Raw genomic sequence first — 16,480 nt, 5'->3', positions numbered from 1 at the left:
CATCAAGCCCGGCCGGCGGTTAGCCTTTTTTCAAAAATTGACGTTAAGGCCTGCATACACCCTCCCCCCGATTTCTCCGCTATGATACGCATACGTTACTCGCTTTCCCGCCTGCTGCCGGTGGGGCTGCTGCTCGCGGCAGCCGGGGCCGCCCAGGCACAAACCGACCCGGCCACCCCCCGGGTGTATCCGGCCCCGGCCCCGACAGCTACCGATACAACGCAGGCTGCGGAAAACGGCCGCGACAAGGAGTTTGCCAACCCGTCGGTGCTCGGCATGGGGCCCAGCAAAGGCCTGATCTTCCGGCATGAGCGCACCCCGAGCTTCAACGTCAACTCCACTTCCAAAGCGCCCTTTCTCGGCAACTTTAGCAGCGACGTTTCCAAGAACGGCCGGTTTCTGGTGAAAGGCTACATTCCTTTCCTGAACCATCCTCACCTGAAGATGGTCCTCGGCATCAACTATGAGCGGCAGGAATTTCAGTTCAAGGACCCGCCCACCGACTACGTGCCCTACCAGAACATCCAGGACAAGGGCCTCAAGACGCTGGGCACCCAGCTGGTCGTGCTGCGGCCCATCAACTCGAAGAACTGGATGATATTCCGGGTGAAGGGCGAGCTGAATGGCGACTACACGTCCAAGGAGCTCAACTTCACGGACTACCTGAAGATGTCGTCGGAGTTCGTGTACGGCTGGAAGAAAAGCCCGCTGTTTTCCTGGGGCCTGGGCGTGCAGGTGGGGTCGTACTACGGCCGGCAGAGCGTGTACCCGGCCTTGCTTTACAACCGTACCTTCAACAACCGTTGGGGCGTGGAAGCCCTGTTCCCGGCCCGCGTAACCTTCCGCTACAACCCCGGCGCCAACAGCACCCCCGACAAGTTCACCGCTCCCAAAACGCTGATCTATGCCGGCTACGAGGTGGAGGGCCTCAACTATACCATCAAGCTGCGCAAGCCGCTGGACGAAGCCAACCAGACTCCTCTGACGACGCTGGAGCTGCGCCAGACCGAGCTGCGCGGACGCGTACGGCTGGAGCGTGAGATCTACGACTTCCTGTGGTTTGGCCTGGAAGCCGGCTACCGCTACAACTACGCCTTCAATGCCTACGACCGGCGCAACAACAGCCGCACGGAAATCATCGACACCAACATGGCCAGCACGCCCTACGCCAGCATCGAGCTGTTCATCACGCCGCCCCGCCGCTTCCTGAAGCCCTAGGCGGATGGCTTTTCAAGTCGGATAGCAAACCATAGAAAAGGCCCCATCCTGCTATAGGATGGGGCCTTTTGGTTACGCAGGAAAGAGTCAGGCTTCGCCGGCGCTCGGCCCTGGCTTGGGTTCGACTTTAGAAGAAGCGGGGCGCCGGCGGGCCAGCTTTTTCAGGTAGTCGTAGGTGGCAAACTGGGCCCGGATGCGGGGTGCATCGGGGCTTTCAGGACCGATTAGGTGGTTGTCGAAGTCGCGGGACTTGGTATTGTCCTGGCGCTGCAGATCGAGCAGGTGGCGGACTTCGGCGCGCAGCTCGGGGTTCAGGATGGGGAAAGCCACCTCCACCCGCCGGTCGAGGTTGCGGTTCATCCAGTCGGACGAAGCTACGTACACTTTCTCCTCGCCTCCGTTGCCGAATACGTACACCCGGGCGTGCTCCAGGTAACGGTCCACGAGGCCGCGCTGCTGGATGTTGACGCCCTGCCCGGGCTGCTGGGGAATCACGCAGGAGATGCCCCGGATCAGCAGCTCGATGCGGACCCCGGCCTGGCTGGCGTCGTAGAGCTTGCGAATCATCCGCTCGTCCTGCAGGGCATTCAGCTTGAGAATGATGTAGGCGTCCTGGCCCTTCTTGGCCAGCTTGGTTTCGTGGTCGATGAGGGCGTTGAGCTTGTCGCGCAGCTCGAACGGGGCCACCAACAGGTGTTTGAAGCCCGATTTGGGCTGGTGGTCCAGAAAGTAGCGGAACACTTCGGCTACCTCGGAGGTCAGGCGCGGGTCGGAGGTGAACACGCCGTGGTCGGCGTAGATGTGGCTTGTAACTTCGTTGAAGTTGCCGGTGCTCAGGTAGGCGTAGAGCTTGTTGTGCCCGTCCTCGGTGCGCGTCACCAGGGCCAGCTTGCTGTGCACCTTCAGCTCGGGCATACCGAAAATGACGTGCGCCCCGGCCTTCTGCAGCTTCTCGGCCCAGTACATGTTCGATTCCTCGTCGAAGCGGGCCTTCAGCTCGACTACTACCGTCACGTGCTTGCCGTTCTTGGCGGCTTTCACCAGGGCCTTGGCTACTTCACTTTTTGCGGCTACCCGGTACAGCGTGATGTTGATGGCCGTCACCTGCGGGTCCTGCGCCGCTTCGGTCAGAAAGCGCGTCACGTAGTCGAACGACTGGTAGGGCAGGTGCAGCAGATGGTCGCGGGTGGCAATGGCCGCCAGCAGCTTCCCGCCCGCCTTGGGCAGCGTGGGGTGGGGCAGGGCCGGCTGGTCGGGGTAGCTCAGCTCGGCTTGATTAAAGTTGGGAAAGCCGAAAAAGTCGCGGAAGTTGTGGTAGCGGCTGCCTTCCACCAGCTCTTCCTGCCCGATGCCGGTTTTCTTCATGACCAGGCGCAGCGAGTCCTGGGGCATGGCCGGGTCGTAGAGCAGGCGGGCGGGGTAGCCCGTTGCCCGCTTTTGCAGGCTGCTCTTGATCTTGAGCATCAGGTTGCCCGATACTTCCTCCTGAATGTCCAGCTCGGCGTCGCGCGAGATTTTGAGGGCATGGGCCTCCACCTGCCGGTAATTGGGAAACAGCTCGGCTGCCCCGCAGCGAATCACGTCATCCAGAAACATCACGTACCGCTCTTTTCCCACGGTGGGCAGCACCACAAACCGGCCGCCGTGCCGTTTGGTGGGCACTTCCATGACCAGCACCCGCTGCTCGGGGTCCGACTTTTTGCCTTTCACCAATTCCGACAGTGAGAACGCCAGATACACCGTCTGGTCTTTCAGGAACAGGTGGTGCAGGTTGTCGTCGAGGATGATGGGGGAAAGCAGGTCGCGCACCTTCTCACGAAAGTACGTCTGCACCCACTGCTGCTGCTCCCCGGTCAGGTCGGGGCCGGAAACGAGGTGGATGTGCTGGCGGTGCAGCTCCGGCAGTACCTTGTCGCGGAAGGTTTCGCCGAATTCCTGCTGCTGCCGGCCTACTTCCTCCAGCAGCTTTTTCAGCTGCTCCGCCGGGTCTTCGCCGAGCTTGGCCTTGGTTTTCTTCTTGAGCTTGACGAGACGGCGCAGCGTGGCCACGCGCACCTTGAAGTATTCGTCGAGGTTGGAGGAAAAGATAGCCAGGAACTTGATGCGCTCCAGCAGGGGCACTTCCGGGTTCTGGGCTTCCTGCAGCACGCGGCGGTTGAAAGCCAGCCAGCTGAGCTCCCGGTTCAGAAGCTGGGGTTGGGGCTTGGTAGGTGTTTGCATGAAAGGCGGAAAAAGGCAGGCCCGGGCTTAGCGCCGGGGGTGGTCGTAAAAGTAAAACTCCGCATTGGCGCGGTCGACCTCGGCCCAGTGGGCACAGTTGAAGTGCAGGCAGACGATGCCGGCCGTTGGCATCTCCTCAATCTGGTTTGTGGACAGCACGTTGGCAAAGTCCGTAATGGTGTTGTTGTGCCCTACCAGCAGCACCGATGAGGCCTGATCGGGCAGCTCCCGGACGACGGTGAGCAGGTCCGCCACGTCGGCTTCGTAGATCCGCTCGTCTACCCGGATCTGTTCGTGCGGATAGTGCAACTCCTGGGCTACCAGGGCAGCCGTGCTGAGCGTGCGCACCGCCGGCGAGGCCACAATCAGATCAAGGTGGGTGTTGCGCTTGGCCAGGGCCTGCCCCATCACGGGGGCGTCCTCGCGGCCGCGGTTGTTGAGGGGGCGCTCCTTGTCGGTAAGGTCATCGAAGCTCCAGCTCGACTTGGCGTGGCGCATCAGGTACAGGACTTTCATACGGCGGTAAAAACGGGGTTGGGCTCTAGCGTTTACTGTTGGCCTTGCAAAAAGTTCTGAACGGCTGCGTCCTGCGTGGCCCGCTGCGGGTTGCCGTAAACAAACAATGCCCCGCCGGGAGTCCGGCGGGGCATTGCAAAGGGGGTGAGGTCGTAGCGACTACTCCTTCACGAAGCGCTGGTGCTTCACCTGCTGCCCGTCGTTGATGGCAACCGTGTAGATGCCCTTGGCCAGGCCTGCTACGTTGAGCTGACCGCTCTCGTAGCGCACCGACTTCATTTCGGCACCGCGGATGTCGTACACTTTCACCGTCAGCGTGGTGATGTCCACGTCAACCGGAACTGCCACGTTTAGTACCTCGGAAGCGGGGTTAGGATACACCGAGTAGTCGGCGCTGGAAGTGCGGAAGGAGGAGCTGGTAGACGTGCCGCCGGCGGCAATGGCAGTGCCCCCGGTGATGTTGACGGTGTAGTCCTCGGTTTCGCCGTAGGTGTAGGAGTTGCAGCTCGTCGTGCCCGAGTTGTCGCTCATTACCAGGCGGGCCCGGGTGGTACCCGATTTAGCCGTAGTCGGCACCGTAAACGAACCTGACAGCGTACCTGAGCTGCTGCTGCTGGTGCTGTACACCAGCTCGCCGGCATCGGTAAATACGCCGTTCTTGTTGTAGTCGATGTAGAGCTTGAAGTATTCGGTGTACGCCGAGCCGGAGAAGCCGGCACTTACGCTCACCGGCTGCGATGCGCCGGCGGCCAGCGAAGGAGCTGACAGCGCCGTGCCGTTGTAGTAGCCGCCATCAGCGCCCGAGGTACGGGTCAGTGTACCGATTTTGATGTAGTCGACCCACTCGTACGATACGTTGGAGCCTTTCGAAGCGCAGTAGGTGGGCGTGGTCGTGCCGCTGGGGGCGGTGCCACCCAGGGAGGTTTTCAGCGAAGCCCGGGCACCGCCCGAAGCAAACAGCGCGTTCATGCGGGTCGACTGCCCGTTGGAGAACATGTACATGCAGGCATCGTCGGTGTAGTCCATGTAGTTCATGAACATGTCGCCGTTGGTCGTGTTGCCGCAGGTGCGGCGGGGGAACGACGGGCAGCCCGTGTTAGAGGTCTGCTGGGTGGGCGTGTCGGATACGTAGTCAGTGCCGCAGGAGGCATCACCCCAGATGTGGCGCAGGTTCAGCCAGTGGCCAACCTCGTGTGTAGCCGTCCGGCCCAGGTTGAAGGGAGCCACCGCCGAGCCGTACCGGCCGAAAGCCGAAGTCAGAATTACGACGCCATCGGTAGCCGCCGCGCCGCCGGGAAACTGCGCGTAGCCCAGTACGCCGCCGCTCAGGTTGCACACCCACAGGTTGAGGTAGCTGCCGGCCGGCCAGGCGTTCAGGCCGCCGGTGGAGGAACTCTTCATCTTGTCGTCGGTGCCCCAGGAGGTCTGGGTTACCTGCTTGCGCTGAATACCGGTGGTGGCATTGCCGTTCGGGTCGCGCTTGGCCAGTACAAAGGCTACGCCCACATCAGCAACCGAGCCGGCAAACGCCGAAGGAGTTTTCGATACGTCGCTGTTAAGCTTCTGGAAATCTTCGTTGAGAACGGCAATCTGGGAGGCAATCTGCGAATCCGAGACGTTCTGTGCGGTGGTGTTGTACAGAACGTGTACGACTACCGGAATGGTGATCGACACGGCCGTGCTGCGCTGCTGATCCGCGCCGGCCGGGCTGGCCGCGAACTGGCGGGTCTGCGCTTCAATGTTGTTCATACGCTGCGCCATGGCCGGATCAGCCGCCAGCTGGGCTGCCAGGGAATTCATGGTGGCACACTGCCGCGCCGACCGGTTCGGGGCCTGCAGGCTCTGGGCAACGCCCTGGGAAACGGAGCCCAGGCCGAGGCAGGCCAGCGCTAATGCGTAAATCGTTTTTTTCATGCTACTGAAAGAAGATTGGTTTGGTGGTGGAAGAGGGCAGGTAAGCGAAAAAAAGGCAAACGACAGCCAGGTCCGCCAGCTGAAAGTAGGCGGGACGTCTGAAAGTCAGCAAGATGCGGGTAAAAGGCAGCAGCGGCCACGAACGGGCCTGTGCGGCGGGAAAGGCATTTGAAAAGCCCGCTGTTAGCAAGCGGGCTTTTCGCAACCGAAGTGAGTGAAAAAGAAAGCACCGGGCAGAGCTGCAACTCCGTCCGGTGCCCGGGAAACTAGTCTTTCTGGAAACGCTGGTGCTGGGTGTTCACACCATCCGTGATGGTCACGTAGTACAGACCCTTGGGCAGCATGTCGACGCGTACCTGGCCGTTGCCGTTGTACTGAGCCTGCTTCATTTCAAAGCCGCGCAGATCGTAAACTTTTACCGAGTAAGCAGCATCGGCAGTGCGCTTAGCATCGCCAACGTTGATGTTCAGCACGTCGGAAGCGGGGTTCGGATAAAGCGAAGCGGCCGTCGTGGCGAGCAGGGGAGCGGTAGCGCGGGGAGCAGTACCACCGAGCGAGGTCACCAGACCAACGCGGGCACCACCGGTGGCGAACAAGGCATCCATGCGGGTCGACTGCCCGTTGGAGAACATGTACATGCAGGCATCGTCGGTGTAGTCCATGTAGTTCATGAACATGTCGCCGTTCGGGCCGTTCGAGCAGGTGACCTTCGGGAACGACGGGCAGCCGTAGTTGGACGTCTGCTGGGTGGGCGTGTCGGATACGTAGTCGTTGCCGCAGGAGGCATCACCCCAGATGTGGCGCAGGTTCAGCCAGTGGCCAACCTCGTGCGTAGCCGTCCGGCCTTTGTTGTAGGGAGCAGCGGTACCGCCGGGCAGGGAAGAGTACAGGACAACCACACCGTCAGTGGAAGCCTGACCGCCGGGGAACTGAGCATAGCCCAGCAGGCCGCCGCCCAGGTTGCACACCCAGATGTTGAGGTACTTGTCGCGGGGCCAAGCGTCCGAGCCACCGCGCTTGGAGTTTTTCACGGCGTCGTTGGAGCTCCACGACGTTACTTTGGTTTGCTTCCGGATGATGCCGGTGGTAGCCAGACCATTGGGGTCGCGCTGGGCCAGTACGAAGCGCACGTTGGTAGAAGCTGCGGAGCCGGCGAAAGCCGCCGGGATCAGGCTGGCGTCGGGGTTGGTTTTGGCGAAGTCCTGGTTCAGGACGTCCATCTGCGCGGTAATCTGCGACAAGGGTACGTTCTGAGTAGAGGTATTGTACACTACGTGCACAACTACGGGAATCGTAACGGTAACCGCAGTAGAGCGCTGCGAGGGCAGCAGCGACTGGTAGCGGGCCGTCTGGTTTTCGATGGCGCTCATGCGCTGGGCCATGGTCGGGTCGGCAGCCAGCTGCTCAGCCAGCACCTCCATGGCAACGCAGCCGCGTCCACGGGAAGAAGAGGGGTTGCCGGCCGACTGGCGGAAATCCTGGGCCTGGGTAGTAAGGGTGGTGCCGAGGGTCAGGAGGCCCAGGGCGGCGGCGTAAAAGTTTCTTTTCATGAAGTGTGATTTTGGAAGTGATGGAGTGGGAATGCGGCGGTAATCTATTTAAAATTATTTTGCGAGTATCATGTTCAGATCAATACTTGTTTGAAATATTCACAATGTTAGAACATGAATAGTGTTACAAATGCAATTTAAATGGCCGCAGAGCGGGATTTTAAGGCAGGGTAAAAAATTTTGGCATTTTGCAGTTTTGCCCAGCTCAATGCAATAATTGTTGAAATTATTATATAGTAAAATTGGTATGGTTTTCCTCGGAAAGGCCACCTGCCCAGGTGCTGACTGGCCATAGTTGCCGCCAGCGCCTGGGCAGCGGACAGTTACTCGGTCGGATAAGCCGTGTGGTTGGGATAGCGCTGCTGGTGCAGCGCGGAAACGTGGCGTACGAGCAAAGCGCGCAGTTCGTCTATGTTCTGGCGCTCCTGAGCCGAAATAAAGATAACCGGGTCGTGCATCTTGGCCATGTACGTAGCCTGCAGCTGTTCCAGCGTGGGGCGCTGCTCGCCTTCTTCCTCGTTCATGCCCTCGTGCCCGGGTTGCGTGGCTTCCTGGTTGTAGCGGTCAATCTTGTTGAAAACCAGTAGCATCGGTTTGTCGGCGGCGTTGATGTCCTTCAACGTGTCGTTTACCACCTCGATCTGCTCCTCAAACGCCGGGTGGGAAATGTCGACCACGTGCACGAGCAGGTCAGCTTCCCGGATTTCGTCGAGCGTCGACTTAAAGCTTTCAATCAGGCGGGTGGGCAGCTTGCGGATAAACCCAACGGTGTCGGACAGCAGGAAGGGCGTGTTTTCCAGCACCACCTTGCGGACGGTAGAGTCGACCGTCGCGAAAAGCTTGTTTTCGGCAAACACGTCGGAGCGGCTCAGCAGGTTCATGATGGTGCTTTTGCCCACGTTGGTGTAGCCCACCAGCGCCACGCGCACCACCCCGCCCCGCGACTTGCGCTGGGTTAGGCTTTGCTTATCGAGGTCGTCGAGCTTTTCTTTCAGAAAGGCAATCCGGTCCCGCACGACGCGGCGGTCGGTCTCGATTTCCGTTTCCCCCGGACCACGCTGACTGACACCACCACCACGCTGCCGGCTCAAGTGCGTCCACAGGCCGGTGAGGCGGGGCAGTAGGTACTGGTACTGGGCCAGCTCCACCTGGGTGCGGGCCGTAGCCGACTTGGCGCGCCGGGCAAAGATGTCAATGATCAGCAGGGAGCGGTCCACGATTTTCACCCCGAGCTCGGCTTCCAGGTTGCGCAGCTGGGACGGCGACAGATCGTCGTCGAAAATGACCATGCTGGAGCCGGAGTGGCGCACGTAGGCCTTGATTTCGGCCAGCTTGCCTTCGCCCACATACGTGCGGGTGTCGGGCTTGTCGAGGCGCTGCACAAACCGCTGGGTAACCTGGGCCCCGGCGGTTTCGGCCAGAAAGGCCAGCTCGTCAAGGTACTCCTGGGTCTGGCTGTCGGGCTGGCGCTTGTCGGGCACGGCTACCAGCACGGCTGTTTCCGAGCCCTGGGTGGTCACGTAGGTGCCGGTTTCCGGGTCGCGCACCGGCTGCTCTTCCTTGGGCTTGTCGGTGGTATGGTGCCGGGTGCTGTTGGTGGGGCTCCAGTTATGGGAAGTGGTTTTTTTAGCCATAGGGTGGGGCGGAGGGGAAAGGGCCTCCTTGCAAGCTGAAGTTAAGGAAAGGCAAACCGGGGTTAGCGGAGGGTGAGCGAGTAAGCGGCCACCTGCTGAATCTGCTCTTCGGTGAGTTGATCTTTAAAGCCCGGCATCTTGCCGAACCCGTTCGTGACCATATACACGCGTCCGGTCACATTGAGGTTACTCTTGGTCAGGTCATGGGCGCCATTGTTGCCCCGGCGGCCGTCGGGGCCGTGGCACACCACGCACCGCTCGGCGAAGAGGGCCTTGCCGGCAGCCAGGGCGTCGGCCTCGAGGGTAGCCCGGATGGCCGCCGGGGCAGCCGGGTCGGGGCCCGCGCCCGGGGCCTCCGGGGCGTTGGGTTCAGGAGAAGAGCAGCCAGCGGCCAGGCCGGTCAGCAGCAGGAAAGCAAGGAAGGGTCGGTGTGACATAAGCAGAAAGAGGGCCGATCAGGAGCCCGGCGGGCGTTCCAGCGTCCAGTGCCAGACTTCGCCATCATCAGGGTCTACGACGGCGCCGGTTTTACGGAGGCCGGTTTTTTCGAGCACCCGGCCCGACGCGTTCCGCAGCGGCCGGGTGTGGGCATCGACGCGCCGCACTGCGGGGTGGCGGAAGGCAAAGGAAACCAGCCCCCGGGCCGCTTCGGTGGCCAGGCCCTGCCCGCGGTAGGAAGGCGCCAGACTGTAGCCTATTTCCACCCGGCCCGCCGCATCGGGCATCCCCTTATAGCCCCCAACCCCGATCAGGCGGCGGTGGGGACGGTGCACAAACAGGTACGTCCACCAGGGCAGCACTTCGGGATGAGCCTTCAGGTGCTCGTGGCCGGGGACCAGGGCGTCGCGGGCGTCGGGGAAGCCCAGCCACTCCGGGGCGCAGGAAACTTCCAGCAGGGTCGCCAGCGCCTCGTCGCTCCGGCGGGCCGCTTCGAAAAGCGGCAGCGTACAGGGCAGCAGCAGCAGACGGGGAGTTTCAATCATCGCAAAAGGCCGGTGGGCTGGTTCAGACCCAAGGTAGTAAAAACCACAGGCGCCCGCTGCCGGGCCGATTAGTTTGCTGCCGGGCTGCCATTCCCGCCAATCGGCTCCTACCTTTGCCCGCTGAATAATCCCGTTTGCAATGCGCGTTGCCATCGTCATCAATACCTCCTGGAACATCTGGAACTTCCGCCGCAGCCTTGTCCGGGCCCTGCAGCAGGCCGGGCACGAAGTGCTGGCCATTGCCCCGCCCGACGACTACTCGGCCCGGCTGGAAACCGAGCTGGGGTGCCGGTACGTGCCGATTCTGATGGAAAACAAGGGCACCAATCCCATCAAGGACGCCCAGCTGACCAAGCGGTTCTACGACATCTACAAGCGGGAAAAGCCCGACGTGGTGCTACAGTACACGATCAAGCCCAACATCTACGGTACCCTGGCCGCAAGGCTGGCGGGCGTGCCCAGCGTGAACAACGTGTCGGGCCTGGGCACGGTGTTTATCATCCGCAACTTCGTGAGCCGGGTGGCGCTGGGCCTCTATAAGCTGGCGTTCCGGTTTCCACACCGGGTGTTTTTTCAGAACGACGACGACCGGCAGCTGTTCTTGCAGCATAAGCTCCTGGCGCCTGCCATTGCCGACCTGCTGCCCGGCTCGGGCGTCGACACTGAGAAGTTTAAGCCGGCGCCGGCGACCGAGTCTGCCGGTCCGTTTACGTTCCTGATGATTGCCCGGGTGCTGTACGAGAAGGGCGTGGAGGAGTACTTTGAGGCGGCCCGCCTGGTGCGCGAGGCCGCGCCCGACACCCGCGTGCAGCTGCTCGGCGGCCTCGACGAAGCCGGCAACATCGGAGTGAAGCGCGAAGTGCTGGAGCAGTGGCTGCAGGCCGGCCACGTGGAGTACCTCGGCCATTCCGACAACGTGGCCGAGCACATCCGCCGCGCCGACGTGGTGGTGCTGCCCTCGTACCGCGAAGGCACGCCTAAAACCCTGCTCGAAGCCGCCGCCATGGGCAAGCCCATCGTCACGACCGACGTGCCGGGCTGCCGCGAAACGGTGGTGGACGGCGTAAACGGCCTGCTTTGCCAGGTGCGCGACGCCGCCGACCTGGCCCGCAAGATGCAGCAGATGCGGGCCCTCAGCCCCGAGCGGCTAACTGAAATGGGCCGGGCCAGCCGGCAGCTCGCCGAAACGAAATTTGATGAGCGGATTGTACTCGACAAGTACTTGCGCGTAGTAGCCGAAATCGGACCCCGGCGCTGAGCCCGTTCGTTTGACAAGCACTTGCTGCCCCGGCCTCATATCTTATCTTTTTCCTCTTACTTAGCTTAATGGAAATCAAGCAGCATGCCCTCCAGGGTGTTGTCGAGTTTACGCCCCGGGTGTTTACCGACCCGCGCGGCAACTTTTTCGAATCGTTCAGCGCCCGCCTGATGGAAGGCGCCGGAGCCGCCGGCGAGTGGGTGCAGGACAACCAGTCGTGCTCGGCCAGGGGGGTGCTGCGGGGCCTGCACTTTCAGCGTCCGCCCTACGCCCAGGCCAAGCTGGTGCGCGTAGCCGCCGGTCGGGCGCTCGACGTGGTCGTGGACCTGCGTCGCAGCTCGCCTACCTACGGGCAGCACCTGTCGGTGGAGCTGGATGCCGGGCGCGGCAACGTGCTCTACGTTCCCGTCGGCTTTGCCCACGGCTTTATGGCCCTGGAAGACAACACGCTGTTCCTCTACAAGTGCTCCGACTACTACCAGCCCAGCGCCGAGGGCGGACTACTTTGGAACGACCCCACGCTTAACATCAACTGGGGCCTTACCACGGCCAACGTGTCGGACAAAGACCTGGTGCTGCCCACGTTTGCGGGCTTCGAGACGCCTTTCGAATAAGCACACATCCTACTGATAAAACAAAGACTCCGCGGGGCCTAAGCTGGCGCTACGGAGTCTTTTTTCGTTTGCGGAGCAGGCGCTACAGCAGCTCTACCAGCGTTTCGAGGCCCATGCCCCGGGAGCCTTTCACCAGGATGAGCCGGCTCTGGAGCGGGTTATTGCGCAGCCATTCCGCCGCCTCGGCTTTGGTCGGGAAGTAGTGGAAACCGGGGTTTACCTCGGCAGCCCGGGCCATGTCGCCGCCGCAGAGCAGCACGGTGCCAAACTCCCGGGCGGCCAGCAGTTCCCCGATGGCGCGGTGCTCGGCAGCGCTGGTGTCGCCCAGCTCGAACATGTCGCCCAGGATTACCACTTTCTGGGCTGGCTCGGCGCCGGGGCGGGCGGCAAAGCTGTGCAGGGCCGCGGCCATACTGCTGGGGTTGGCGTTGTAGGCGTCCAGGATCAGGCTGTTGCGGCTGGTCTGCAGCAGCTGGGAGCGGTTGTTGGTGGGCGCGTAGCCGGCCAGCGCTTCGGCAATGGCTGCCGTGGGCACGCCGAAGTGGGCGCCCACGGCGGCGGCGGCGGCCAGGTTCGGGAAGTTGTAGCCCCCGGTAATCTGCGCTTCCACCCGGGTGCCATCGAACAGGCGAAGCACCACGTGGGGGGCGGCGCTGAGCAGCTCGGCCGGGTAGGCGTCGCCGGGCTGGGGGTAGGTAACGCGCTGGGGCACCGCCCCGGCCCGCTCCACAATTTTGGCATCGAGCGTGTTGACGAAAGCCGTGCCGTGCTGGGCCTGCAGGTACACCAGCAGCTCGCCCTTGCCCTTGGCTACGCCTTCTTCCCCGCCAAAGCCTTCGAGGTGCGCTTTGCCGATGTTGGTGATAAGCCCGTGGGTGGGCGCGGCCAGCTCGCTCAGCAGCGCGATTTCGCCCTGGTGGTTGGCGCCCATCTCGATAATGGCCAGGTCGTGGGCGTCGGGACGAATGGACAGCAGCGTCAGGGGCACGCCGATGTGGTTGTTGAGGTTGCCCTTGGTGTACTGCACCCGGTAGCGGCGGGCCAGCACGGCGTGGACCAACTCCTTGGTGGTGGTTTTGCCGTTGGAGCCCGTGATGCCCAGAACCGGAATATTCAGTTGCTGGCGGTGAAAGCGGGCCAGCTCCTGCAATGCCAGCAGCGGGTCGGGCGCGTAGGTATAGCGGTCGGGGTCGGAAGCGGCCAGCTGCTCGTCGTCCACCACGGCGTAGCGGGCTCCCTTTGCCAGGGCCTGGGGGGCAAAGTCCCGGCCCCGGAACGAGGGCCCGTTCAACGCTACGAACAACGTGCCCGCCTGGTCCTGGCGCGAGTCGGTGCTGACGGTAGTGCACTGTTGATAACGGGCGTAGAGGGCGGCAGAATCGGACATGCGGTTTATGCGTAACTTGGGACTACTTTCTATTGTTAGTCAGGAAAAGCCGGTACGATATGCTTTCTCGTTTTATTCTCCTGTTGAGCTTCGGGCTGCTTTCGGGTTTGCTGGCACCCCCGGCACGGGCTCAGCAGCCGTTCGGGTTTGAGTACCGGCCCCTGGCAAAGGTAGTGCAGGGTACCGATACGCTGCGCAACGCCTGGGCGGGGGGATTCAACGCCTCCCTCTACTCGAAAATAGACCTGAACGCCGACGGGCAGGACGACCTCTACGTATTCGACCGCGAAACCGCCCGCTCCCTCACCTTCCTGAATGTGCCCAAGGCCGGGGGCGGACGGGCGTGGCAGTATGCTCCCGACTATGAAATCCTGTTTCCGGCCGGGCTGGTGGGCTGGGTGCTGCTCCGCGACTACGACTGCGACGCCCGCCCCGACCTGTTTGCCTACGCCAACGGGGACATCAAGGTGTACCGCAACACCGGTGCCGCCGGCGGCCCGCCCCAGTTTCAGCTGGTTACAAACCAGCTGCTGTACACCCTGGGCAGCACGAGCTATAGCTTCTATACCGGCGGCTACAACGTGCCCACCGTCCAGGATGTAAACGGGGACGGCCGGCTGGACATCATGTCGTTCGACGGCTCCCGCAGCGCCCTGGCCGAGCTGTACCTGAATACCAGCACCGGGGCCTGCGGCGGACTTTCCTTTCAGCTAACCAACGACTACTGGGGCAACATCTACGCCTGCAACAATACCTGCACGTCGTTTTCCTTTACCAGCACCTGCCGCGCGGTGCTGCGGCCCAATCACACCGGCGGCCGCTCCATCCTGGCCCTGGACCTCGACAACGATGGGGACCAGGACCTGCTGACCGGCCTCGACAACTGCCTGGAGCTGGTGAGCCTGAACAACCTGGGTACCACCCTGGCGCCGGTGATGAACAACAGCAGCGTGAACAGCAACTTCCCGGCGGGTCGGCCCGTGCGCCTGCCCACCTTCCCGGCACCGTCCTACCTCGACGTCACCTTCGATGGCCGCCCCGACCTGGTGGTGGGCACGGCCGTGGTCGATAATTCCGACACCATCGAGTTCAAGCGCACCAGCTGGCTGTATGAGAATACCAGCGCCAGCGGCGCCCCGGCGCTGACGTTCCGCCAGGACAACTTCCTGCAGGGCGACATGCTGGACGTCAGCGAAGCCGCCGCTCCCGCCTTTGCCGACCTCGACGGCGACGGCCTCAAGGACATGCTCGTGGGCAGCAATAACCGCAGCAATGCCCGGGGCTTCTACCGCGCGTCCCTGTCCTACTTCCGCAACGTGGGCTCGGCCACCCGGCCGGTGTTTCGCCTCGTCACGAGCGACTACCTGAGCCTGGCGAACCTGCGCCTGGTGGGCATGAAGCCGGTGCTGACCGATCTGAACCGCGACGGGGCGGTGGATCTGGCATTCTCGGCGGCGCTGGGCGGCACCAACTACGTGTACTTTATTCTGAATACGGCCCCGGCCGGCCAGCCAGCGTCGTTTCCGATACCCACATCCACGCCCAGCTTTATTGCGGGCATTCCCTACGCCGCCTTCGACGCGCCTTGCTTCACTGACGTGGACCGGGATGGCTACGTGGACCTGCTGCTGGGCACGACCACCACGGCCACCGATTTCCCGGGCATGGCCCTGCGCTACTACCGCAACACCGGCACCCTGCCTTTTCGGCAGGCGTTTGTACTGGTCAACAATGACTACGGTACCATTCGCACGGCCACGGGCGGGCGCCCCGGCAACCTGCACCCCGTAGTGGCCGATGTGGATGGGGACGGGCAGGAAGACCTGCTCACCACCGATTCTTCCTTTGGTAGCGGAGACGTACGGCTGTTTTCCAACTTCCGGGCGCAGGGCAGCATCTTCTCGGAGCGAACCGACGTGTTCTACAACCCGACCCTGAACCAGTACCAGCCCGCCCGTTTTGGCAACGGCACGCGCATCCGCCTGGCCCCCGCCCTGGCTGACCTGAATGGGGACAATGCCCCCGAACTGTACATTGGGCTGGAAGGCGGCGGCATTCTGTCGTTCGGTCCGCGCAGCCGCACGCTGAGCACCCGCGGCGGAGCAGTGGTAGCGCTGCCCCTGCAGGTGTACCCCAACCCGGCCGTCGCGTCGGTTACCATCGAAACGCCCCGGGCGGCCCGCGTCACGCTGCTGGATCTAACCGGCCGCGTCGTGCGCACCGAACCGACGTATGAGCGGCGGCACAGCCTGAGTCTGCAGGGGCTGGCGGCGGGCGTCTACCTCGTGCGCGCCGAAAGTGCCGACGGGCAGCTGGGCGTCCACCGCCTGGTCGTGCGCTAAGCTTTTGGAACCGGCAGCAGCTCAAACGGGTCGGCATCGTGCAGGGCCGGAAAACGCTGCCGGAAAGCCTCGAGCTCGGAGCGGCGGATGGTCCGGGTTACGCTGGCTTCGTGGTTGCCGGCTTCCAGCAGGTAGTCGCCACGCATATCAATCAGGGCCGAGTCGCCGGCATACTCGTGCCGGTTGCCATCGGTGCCCACGCGGTTGACCCCGATGGTATAGGCTACGTTCTCGATGGCCCGGGCCCGGAGCAGGGCATTCCAGGCCGAGCGGCGGGCGGTGGGCCAGTTGGCGGTGTACAAAAGCAGGTCGTAGGGGTCTTCGGGACGGTTGCGGCTCCACACCGGAAAGCGTAGGTCGTAGCACACCAAAGGGCAAATGCGCCAGCCCCTCCACTCTTCCAGCAGGCGCTGCTGTCCGGGCGTGAAGACGTGCTGCTCCCCGGCAAAGGTGAACAGGTGGTGCTTGTCGTAGTAGCTGAACGTGCCGTCGGGTCGCACCCAGAGCAGGCGGTTGAAGTAAGCCTCGCCTTCCCGCATCATCACGCTGCCGCACACCACCGCGTTGAGGGTAGCGGCGTGCTGCCGCATCCAGGGCAAGGTAGGGCCGTCCATGGGCTCGGCCTGGGTGGGCGCTTCCATGCTGAAGCCAGTGGTGAACATCTCGGGCAGCACAACCAGGTCGGTCCGGATCGGGATGCTGGCAATGTGACGGTCCAGCTCGGCGTAGTTGGCGGCCGGGTCGTGCCAGTGCAGATTGGACTGGATCAGCGTTACGGTTAGATCAGACACGTTGGGGAAAAGAAAGGAGGAGAGGAGAGGTAAGGTAGCCAGAAGCCGCGGGG

General features: G+C 62.7%; 13 protein-coding genes. 4 read left to right on the top strand and 9 right to left on the bottom strand.

Annotated elements, in window-relative coordinates:
• The first annotated feature begins 81 nt into the window (after positions 1-81).
• Complete coding sequence (locus LJY25_RS12635) at positions 82-1,218, top strand: DUF6268 family outer membrane beta-barrel protein (protein ID WP_227608710.1); 1,137 nt, start codon at positions 82-84, stop codon at positions 1,216-1,218.
• 87 nt (positions 1,219-1,305) lie between these two features.
• On the opposite strand, the gene ppk1 is transcribed toward LJY25_RS12635, so the two are convergent.
• From ppk1 to LJY25_RS12600, 7 genes are all read right to left on the bottom strand, one after another.
• On the bottom strand, positions 1,306-3,438 hold the full coding sequence (gene ppk1, locus LJY25_RS12630; protein WP_227608709.1) for a polyphosphate kinase 1: 2,133 nt from the start codon (positions 3,436-3,438) through the stop codon (positions 1,306-1,308).
• Between the two features lie 27 nt (positions 3,439-3,465).
• Positions 3,466-3,954, bottom strand: a complete 489-nt coding sequence (locus LJY25_RS12625) for a SixA phosphatase family protein (protein ID WP_227608708.1) — start codon at positions 3,952-3,954, stop codon at positions 3,466-3,468.
• A gap of 159 nt (positions 3,955-4,113) precedes the next feature.
• Entirely contained in the window at positions 4,114-5,868 is a 1,755-nt protein-coding gene (locus LJY25_RS12620; protein WP_227608707.1) for a GEVED domain-containing protein, read from the bottom strand.
• A 266-nt stretch (positions 5,869-6,134) separates the two neighbouring features.
• Positions 6,135-7,418: a M43 family zinc metalloprotease gene (locus LJY25_RS12615; protein WP_227608706.1), complete on the bottom strand. Its 1,284-nt coding sequence runs from the start codon at positions 7,416-7,418 to the stop codon at positions 6,135-6,137.
• 323 nt (positions 7,419-7,741) lie between these two features.
• Positions 7,742-9,052 (bottom strand): GTPase HflX, encoded by a 1,311-nt coding sequence (gene hflX / locus LJY25_RS12610; protein WP_227608705.1) that lies wholly within the window; start codon positions 9,050-9,052, stop codon positions 7,742-7,744.
• A gap of 62 nt (positions 9,053-9,114) precedes the next feature.
• Complete coding sequence (locus LJY25_RS12605) at positions 9,115-9,489, bottom strand: c-type cytochrome (protein ID WP_227608704.1); 375 nt, start codon at positions 9,487-9,489, stop codon at positions 9,115-9,117.
• Positions 9,490-9,507: 18 nt separating this feature from the next.
• A complete protein-coding gene (locus LJY25_RS12600) occupies positions 9,508-10,035 on the bottom strand; it encodes a GNAT family N-acetyltransferase (protein ID WP_227608703.1) in 528 nt (175 codons plus the stop codon).
• A gap of 139 nt (positions 10,036-10,174) precedes the next feature.
• Here LJY25_RS12600 and LJY25_RS12595 point away from each other — a divergent pair, with 139 nt between their 5' ends.
• Together LJY25_RS12595 and rfbC are read left to right on the top strand one after the other, a co-directional pair.
• A complete protein-coding gene (locus LJY25_RS12595; protein ID WP_227608702.1) occupies positions 10,175-11,293 on the top strand; it encodes a glycosyltransferase family 4 protein in 1,119 nt (372 codons plus the stop codon).
• Between the two features lie 68 nt (positions 11,294-11,361).
• Positions 11,362-11,907, top strand: coding sequence for a dTDP-4-dehydrorhamnose 3,5-epimerase (rfbC, locus tag LJY25_RS12590; RefSeq protein WP_227608701.1), 546 nt, complete (start codon positions 11,362-11,364; stop codon positions 11,905-11,907).
• An 82-nt stretch (positions 11,908-11,989) separates the two neighbouring features.
• Here rfbC and LJY25_RS12585 read toward each other — a convergent pair whose 3' ends face one another.
• Positions 11,990-13,294 (bottom strand): UDP-N-acetylmuramoyl-tripeptide--D-alanyl-D-alanine ligase, encoded by a 1,305-nt coding sequence (locus LJY25_RS12585; RefSeq protein ID WP_227608700.1) that lies wholly within the window; start codon positions 13,292-13,294, stop codon positions 11,990-11,992.
• A 59-nt stretch (positions 13,295-13,353) separates the two neighbouring features.
• Between LJY25_RS12585 and LJY25_RS12580 the strand changes: the two genes are divergently transcribed.
• The gene (locus LJY25_RS12580; RefSeq protein WP_227608699.1) at positions 13,354-15,636 is read left to right on the top strand and encodes a T9SS type A sorting domain-containing protein; all 2,283 of its coding nucleotides are present in this window, start codon (positions 13,354-13,356) and stop codon (positions 15,634-15,636) included.
• Here LJY25_RS12580 and LJY25_RS12575 read toward each other — a convergent pair.
• Positions 15,633-16,427, bottom strand: coding sequence for an amidohydrolase (locus LJY25_RS12575; RefSeq protein WP_227608698.1), 795 nt, complete (start codon positions 16,425-16,427; stop codon positions 15,633-15,635). The genes LJY25_RS12580 and LJY25_RS12575 overlap by 4 nt on opposite strands.
• Positions 16,428-16,480 lie beyond the last annotated feature (53 nt).

Source organism: Hymenobacter translucens (assembly GCF_020685205.1).
Lineage (GTDB): Bacteria > Bacteroidota > Bacteroidia > Cytophagales > Hymenobacteraceae > Hymenobacter > Hymenobacter translucens.
This window is presented reverse-complemented; position numbering and strand designations above follow the sequence as displayed.

Excerpts from the sequence above, each read along its gene's own strand:
- LJY25_RS12635 (WP_227608710.1), top strand. The coding sequence starts at position 82 with ATGATACGCATACGTTACTCGCTTTCCCGCCTGCTGCCGGTGGGGCTG.
- ppk1 (WP_227608709.1), bottom strand. The coding sequence starts at position 3,438 with ATGCAAACACCTACCAAGCCCCAACCCCAGCTTCTGAACCGGGAGCTC.
- LJY25_RS12625 (WP_227608708.1), bottom strand. The coding sequence starts at position 3,954 with ATGAAAGTCCTGTACCTGATGCGCCACGCCAAGTCGAGCTGGAGCTTC.
- LJY25_RS12620 (WP_227608707.1), bottom strand. The coding sequence starts at position 5,868 with ATGAAAAAAACGATTTACGCATTAGCGCTGGCCTGCCTCGGCCTGGGC.
- LJY25_RS12615 (WP_227608706.1), bottom strand. The coding sequence starts at position 7,418 with ATGAAAAGAAACTTTTACGCCGCCGCCCTGGGCCTCCTGACCCTCGGC.
- hflX (WP_227608705.1), bottom strand. The coding sequence starts at position 9,052 with ATGGCTAAAAAAACCACTTCCCATAACTGGAGCCCCACCAACAGCACC.
- LJY25_RS12605 (WP_227608704.1), bottom strand. The coding sequence starts at position 9,489 with ATGTCACACCGACCCTTCCTTGCTTTCCTGCTGCTGACCGGCCTGGCC.
- LJY25_RS12600 (WP_227608703.1), bottom strand. The coding sequence starts at position 10,035 with ATGATTGAAACTCCCCGTCTGCTGCTGCTGCCCTGTACGCTGCCGCTT.
- LJY25_RS12595 (WP_227608702.1), top strand. The coding sequence starts at position 10,175 with ATGCGCGTTGCCATCGTCATCAATACCTCCTGGAACATCTGGAACTTC.
- rfbC (WP_227608701.1), top strand. The coding sequence starts at position 11,362 with ATGGAAATCAAGCAGCATGCCCTCCAGGGTGTTGTCGAGTTTACGCCC.
- LJY25_RS12585 (WP_227608700.1), bottom strand. The coding sequence starts at position 13,294 with ATGTCCGATTCTGCCGCCCTCTACGCCCGTTATCAACAGTGCACTACC.
- LJY25_RS12580 (WP_227608699.1), top strand. The coding sequence starts at position 13,354 with ATGCTTTCTCGTTTTATTCTCCTGTTGAGCTTCGGGCTGCTTTCGGGT.